The following is a 6197-nucleotide window of genomic DNA, read 5'->3' on the forward strand; positions in this document are numbered from 1 at the left end:
CGGGGCGCCGCAGGCATAAACGGTCGCGTGAAGTTTTTGCTGTTTGCTTGGGCTTGGATGCCCAAAACAAACTCTCGCAAAAATAGCGACTCCCCTGATGGTTGTCATAGCTGTCAGTAGTGTCAGTGCCCATTGCTATTGGTTGCTGTAAATCAATGTCCTGTCGTGGAGGTGTTGGTAGCATCAACCGATGCAGTCCTCTTTCCCAGATTGGAACAATCTTGTCGCGTGCTCTACTTTTCGGGGGGCACACAGAGTGTTACCTTTAGAGTTCTACACGAGACATGGTCTGAGGAAAAAATATGGTAGCAAAGTCGACCCTTTATCGAGTTATTCGCTCCGCTGTTGTAGTACCGCTGGCACTCTCATTCTCCACAACACTTTATGCCTACGATAAAGAGACCGTTGAGGATCATGAGATGGAGAAGGCCGTTGCTATTGAGCCAAATATCGAGAACGGTAAACGTATTTTCGAAATCTGTAGTCTCTGTCATAGCGATAATGGTTGGGGCATGGTGCGAGGGTTAAGCCAGAGAAAGCCCAACGGCTACTATCCTCAGCTGGCGGGACAGCACAAAAATGTTCTGATCAAACAGCTTGCCGATATTCGAGTGGGTAATCGTGATAATCCCGTGATGTACCCCTATACGCTTAATAAATATATCGGCGGCCCACAGGATATTGCCGATGTAACCGGTTATATCTCGACCCTTCAAATCAGTCCCAATAATGAGCAGGGACCAGGACGGCACCTGGCGCTGGGTGAACAGATCTATAAAAATGACTGTAAGAAGTGTCATGGTGAGTATGGAGAGGGCAATAATGTTGAGTACTACCCGCGTGTCCAGGGGCAGAACTATAGTTATATGCTGCGCCAGATGCGGTGGATTCGTGATGGAAAACGACGCAATGCCAACGCAAAAATGGTGAAGCAGATCCAGGGTTTTAGCTATCGTGATATGAAAGCGGTCATCGATTACATTTCAAGAATGCCCGCGCTCCCTAAGGTGACCACTGAACAGGTTTCAACGAATTAATAAAGGCTTCCATCATGGTTTTTCAACTAAGAAATCTTTTTGCAGTTGCAGCGTTGGCATTGGCAATCTCATTTGTGCCGCAGCAGGTATCAGCCGCAGGAGACGATGAACTCAACAAACAACTACTCAGCGCGGTGAGTAAGGGAAATCTTGAAACGACGGAGAGGTTACTCAATGAGGGTGCCAATCCAGATGTTACAGGCGATTTTGGTTTTTTCCCTCTGATCTATGCCGCTCAAGATAGTAATCTCAAGATGACCAAACTGCTGATTGAAAATGGTGCTGAGGCAGACAACAAAACATCAGATGGTTACACACCGCTAATCGCTGCAGCGGAACACGGTAGCGTACGTATCACGGCACTACTTCTGTCGAGTGGTGCTAATCCGCAGACCAAGACACGAAAGGGAGAGGACGCCTTCATGTTTGCCGTTCGTGCAGGTTTCGAGGATGTGCTCTCGATGCTGATCGGTTACGGCGCAAGTGTGAATACAGCAGATAAACATGGCCGAACGGCATTGATGAATGCCATCTCAAACGATCAGTATCACGTGATGCAGATGCTGCTGATGGCGGGTGCCGATCCCAATGTTGAGAGTGCTGACAGCAGTACGCCACTAATGGTGGCTGCCGAGAAGGCGGATGTAGGTTTTGCAAAGGCCCTGCTTCTACGTAAGGCGGACGTGAATGCGGCGGATTCGAGCGGTGCGGCACCGCTGCATATCGCAGCAGCCGATGGCAATGTGGATGTTGCCCTGGAGCTGCTGATGAGCGGTGCCGATAAAGAGTTACGCGACAGTGACGGCTGGACGCCATTGATGAGCGCGGCATTTAGCGGCAATGGGAGCATTGTCCATATACTCATTGAGCACGGGGCTGATCTGACTGCAAAAAACAATCGAGGTAAGACGGCGCTTGATCTGGCCAAGATGAAACGCCACGAGGGTGTGATTTCACAACTCAGCAAGGGTGCTCAGTAGTTCTGAGGCTCTCAACTATTTTCAACATCCAATGTAAACGATTGATTCAAATGATGGGGGAGCTTCCCCCATCACCTTAAAACTCTTCCCATTTTTTCAGCTCCGCTAGGACTGTTGCCCCACCATTGTTGGGCGCCGATAGGCTACAAAACCTAAAAGAGTGCGCATTCAGTAGAACCACCTGTACTATTACTCTTTTTAATCAGCGTGTTACTGCGATCGTGAAGATGGTCGGAGGAGGGTTAATCTTCGTCTCGACGATTCTGGAGGTGTGACGAGGTGGGCCTGACCCGCACGACTATGCTAAACCGGCGTGATTCCTTTGGTTTGAGTGTTGCGTAAAGTGTAAGATTGCACGGGTTCCAACATGATTGGGGCTGAGCAGCGAGCTGTAGGCTGAGTGGTGCAGTAGTGGAAGGTGGTGCAGTGTGGAAGTGGAGCAGCAGGAAGATATCTATTTTACCGATTCGGAAATCACCGTCTCTGGTTTCGATGATGTGATCACACTCTCTGTGGTTCGTAACAATGAACCGATGCTGCCCACCACCTTTGGTATTACCTGCCGCTATCGTCCTGGTTGTGAAAATCAGGGTCGAGTCATTCCTGATAGCTGCTGCGCCTGTGATGTATATACAAGCTATCTGAAAGTCATTTCATAGTCTGTAAATAATAATAACTAGATGCGCTCTCCGAGCTGGATCTAAGGAGTTATCTTTTGGAATCGATGATGCAGTTCAAGGCGGAGTACATATCGCTCGAGGATCGGCTGCGCCTGCGAATTCGTAAGGGTGAGACCGAGTTTCTGGTCTGGCTGACCCGTCGCTACACCAAGCTGCTACTCGAGGTTCTTGAGAAGGTTAGCGATGCCACTGAAGATAAGACCGAAGAATCTGAGCAAAAAAAAGAGGCCGTCGCCACAGAGCGTAAAAAAGAGGCGATTAAAAGCTTCAAACGTGCTGCTGCTCTGAAAGAGGCAGATTTCAAGACCAAATATAAAGAGACGCCAGCTGAACGTCCTTTGGGCGAGCAGCCAATGCTGGTCTCACGCATTAACTACTCAGCGGAAGAAGATGGCAAGGTAAAACTCAACCTGATCTCACCCGAGGGTAAGAGCGTCAACATCAATATCACCCAGGAGATCGTCTTCATGCTGATCAAGCTGCTGGGCGAGACCTCAGAGAAAGCGGAGTGGGGATTAGGTGACAGGGCTGCATCTATCACAACTGCTTCTGGAAAGGCTGAGGTTGATAAGGGTTTGTTGCACTGAACTTATATATCTCCAAGTATCACTAACTCACTTCTAAGTATCGTCTCTCCTTTCTGTTGGGTGTACTCGTGGATTTTATTTAATGGAAAAATGTAAAGTTACTCATCATCAGACGATGGGTAGAGTGGTAGTTGCGATAGATCATTGTAAGAAATCGGGGAGTCGCTATTTTTGCGGAAGCATGTTTTGGGCATCCAAGCCCAAGCAAGCGGCAAATACTTAACGCGACCGTTTATGCCTACGGCGCCCCGAGGACTAACCGCCCTCACTTCGCTCTCCATGGCGGTCAGCGGATGAGCTGATCTGTGAGGGAAAACCCACTGGAGTAGCTGCCACTCGTGATAACCATTCACTTCAGGTAGGTTATCAGGCACACGTCGATCTTGATGAGCCAGCACAGGTTTTTTCCCATAGCTGTGAACCTAATCTCTACATAAATAATAATGAATTTGGTGGTTATAACTTCTATGCGGTCAGAGATATCGAACCAGGCGAGATGCTTGCGTTTCACTATGGGATGAGTGAGGCAAACTCAATTGCTGTCTCTGAGTGTCACTGTGGTGCAGATGATTTTTATGGAAGGTCTGTAGGGTTCAAAGAGGCTGAGCCCCATTTGCAGCATTACCTTCATGATCTTGGAGTGGCTGAATATCTTAGCCGTTGGTATAAACACCAGATGCCCAGTTCTTAATCACCGATATCGGCCTCACCTAATAGCGGCAACTCCATAGAAAGTGGTCACACCCTATAGGGCATTCCCGGATGGTTAGCGGAAGCTGACTCGATAACAATAAGACGCTGCTTCTGACGGCGAAAGTAGGCTTTCGTAGAAAACAATTATTTAAGGTGTAACGATGAAAAAGATGACTCTCTGTTTGTTTTTGTTGGCAATCAGCATGACCCTGGCAGCTCCCCTAAAGGCCGAAGAGGTCAAGACTAAACATGCCGGGCTGACTCTGAACGCCGAGTGGATAACGGCAGGCGATGAGTGGAAGAGCAAACCAGTGGTGTTGATGACCCACGGCACCTTAATGCACGGGCGTATGGAGATCATGGAGGCGATGCAGACCCTGTTCGCCGATGCAGGCTACAGTTCACTATCGCTGACCCTAAGTCTGGGGCTGGATGACCGCCATGGTCCTTACGAATGTGCGGCTACCCACAAACACAAGCACACAGATGCACTAGATGAAATCGGTGTCTGGCTGACATGGCTGAAAAAACAGGGCGTTGAACAGGTTGTGCTGCTGGGTCACTCACGTGGTGGAAATCAGACCGCCTGGTTCAGTACCGAACGTCACGATGCTGCGATCAAGAAGGTGATTCTGGTAGCACCGGCAACCTGGAGCGAAGTCTATGCCGTGAAGGACTACCAGGAGCGTTTCGGAATGGACGTAGCTGGTCCATTGGCAGCCTCGAAAAAGTTGGTTGCAGCAGGAAAGGGCAAACAGGTAATAAATCCAGTCAGCATTATCTACTGTAAGGATTCGTCGGCCACCGCCGAAAGCTTCGTCGCCTATCATGGCGTGGAGCCGCGCATGCACACGCCGTCACTGCTGGGTAAAATTCAGGTTCCAGTAATGGTCTTTGCTGGCTCAGAGGATACGGTCGTGAAAAATATCGAGCAGTATGTTCAGCCGATGGCCAACGACAAAATCAAGCTCTCTATACTTGAGGGTGCTGACCACATGTTCCGAGACCTCTATGCGGAAGATCTGGTCGATGAGGCTGTGGCCTTTATCGAGGAGTAGGTTGATTGGGTGACTTCTGATCATTTTCTAATGGATAAATGCTGATTCCGAGGTGAAAGGATTTTCCCCATTGTTGTTACCGTAACCTGGAAGAAGCAGAGCGTACGCCGGAGGCGAATGGGTTGGCAGAAGAGTCCCTGATTTCGTTCCACTTCATCCGAGATACGTGCTACGCGCTGCTCGGTACGTTAGCTCTTGATCTGTTTTCGCCTCTTCATATTCGGTAAGCATATATATTTATTGAAATGTGGTGGGTATGGACTACTGTCTGTAAACAGTGATGAGATCTATTCACTGGAATGTATCGAGTAGTGTCATGCAGTCTGGCGCAAATAATCCCCTGTGGAGAAATGCCGACATGAATGAGCCTACAATGCTTGAGTCAAGGAACGTCGCCCCCGATATCACTTCACTGGTGTCATACATTCCGATACCAGGTTACGGTGTGCTACCGGTCAATGCCTTTGTTATTCATGCTGAACAACTAGTGTTGGTAGATACGGGGCTTGCGTCATTGCGATCAGAGTTTTTGCAGGAGTTGCGTTCAGTTGTCGACCCTAAAGACCTGCGCTGGATCTGGATTACTCATGCAGATATGGATCACCTGGGGAATTTAGAGGCTGTACTATCAGAAGCCACCAATGCTCGAATAGTCACTACATATATTGGTATGGCTAAAATGGGTTTGCACGGTTTACCTCTGGATCGAGTGTTTCTACTTAATCAAGGGCAGTCGCTGAATGTCGGTGACCGGCAATTAATGGCGGTAAAGCCGCCCACTTTTGATGCGCCGGAGACAGCCGGCTTGTTGGACAAAAAATCCAATACATTGATTAGCGCTGATTGTTTTGGTGCGATTATTGATCGACCGGCTGAAACAGCTGCAGATATTGAACAGAACACCCTTCGTGATGGCAGCGTTCTGTGGGCAACAATTGATGCGCCGTGGTTAAGCACGATCGATGCTGAAAAATTCGACCGGAGTCTGGCTGCTATAGAACAGTTGAATGCCGAGGTTGTGCTCAGTTCGCATTTACCAGCAGCAGAAGGTATGACGAAAACGTTCGCTGACCGCCATGGATAGCGAAGCGAAGGCGGTTAGTCCGCGATAGTCGACGCCGTCTGCCTATTCGTAGTTGAGAGCGAGAGCGAACGACGAAGA

General features: G+C 49.0%; 7 protein-coding genes. All 7 read left to right on the forward strand.

The genetic code is table 11. The features are described from left to right. Positions 1-302: 302 nt before the first annotated feature. The 7 genes from BOW52_RS16370 to BOW52_RS16400 all read left to right on the forward strand — a co-directional run bounded on the left by BOW52_RS16370 (position 303) and on the right by BOW52_RS16400 (position 6119). Positions 303-1037, forward strand: coding sequence for a c-type cytochrome (locus BOW52_RS16370; protein ID WP_236725795.1), 735 nt, complete (start codon positions 303-305; stop codon positions 1035-1037). A 14-nt stretch (positions 1038-1051) separates the two neighbouring features. Then, positions 1052-2017, forward strand: a complete 966-nt coding sequence (locus tag BOW52_RS16375; protein ID WP_078485155.1) for an ankyrin repeat domain-containing protein — start codon at positions 1052-1054, stop codon at positions 2015-2017. Positions 2018-2445: 428 nt separating this feature from the next. Continuing rightward, positions 2446-2676, forward strand: coding sequence for a hypothetical protein (locus BOW52_RS16380; RefSeq protein WP_135622591.1), 231 nt, complete (start codon positions 2446-2448; stop codon positions 2674-2676). A gap of 56 nt (positions 2677-2732) precedes the next feature. Continuing rightward, positions 2733-3284: a hypothetical protein gene (locus BOW52_RS16385; protein WP_135622594.1), complete on the forward strand. Its 552-nt coding sequence runs from the start codon at positions 2733-2735 to the stop codon at positions 3282-3284. Between the two features lie 301 nt (positions 3285-3585). Continuing rightward, entirely contained in the window at positions 3586-3975 is a 390-nt protein-coding gene (locus BOW52_RS18030; protein WP_408021575.1) for an SET domain-containing protein-lysine N-methyltransferase, read from the forward strand. A gap of 163 nt (positions 3976-4138) precedes the next feature. Further along, on the forward strand, positions 4139-5035 hold the full coding sequence (locus tag BOW52_RS16395) for an alpha/beta hydrolase (RefSeq protein ID WP_078485159.1): 897 nt from the start codon (positions 4139-4141) through the stop codon (positions 5033-5035). Between the two features lie 316 nt (positions 5036-5351). Beyond that, complete coding sequence (locus BOW52_RS16400; protein ID WP_172840401.1) at positions 5352-6119, forward strand: MBL fold metallo-hydrolase; 768 nt, start codon at positions 5352-5354, stop codon at positions 6117-6119. Positions 6120-6197: the final 78 nt, after the last annotated feature.

The sequence above is a fragment of the Solemya pervernicosa gill symbiont genome, assembly GCF_002020875.1.
GTDB lineage: Bacteria > Pseudomonadota > Gammaproteobacteria.

What these genes read in the sequence shown, in the direction of transcription:
- BOW52_RS16370 (WP_236725795.1), top strand. Translation starts at nt 303, where the DNA reads ATGGTAGCAAAGTCGACCCTTTATCGAGTTATTCGCTCCGCTGTTGTA.
- BOW52_RS16375 (WP_078485155.1), top strand. Translation starts at nt 1,052, where the DNA reads ATGGTTTTTCAACTAAGAAATCTTTTTGCAGTTGCAGCGTTGGCATTG.
- BOW52_RS16400 (WP_172840401.1), top strand. Translation starts at nt 5,352, where the DNA reads ATGCAGTCTGGCGCAAATAATCCCCTGTGGAGAAATGCCGACATGAAT.
- BOW52_RS16395 (WP_078485159.1), top strand. Translation starts at nt 4,139, where the DNA reads ATGAAAAAGATGACTCTCTGTTTGTTTTTGTTGGCAATCAGCATGACC.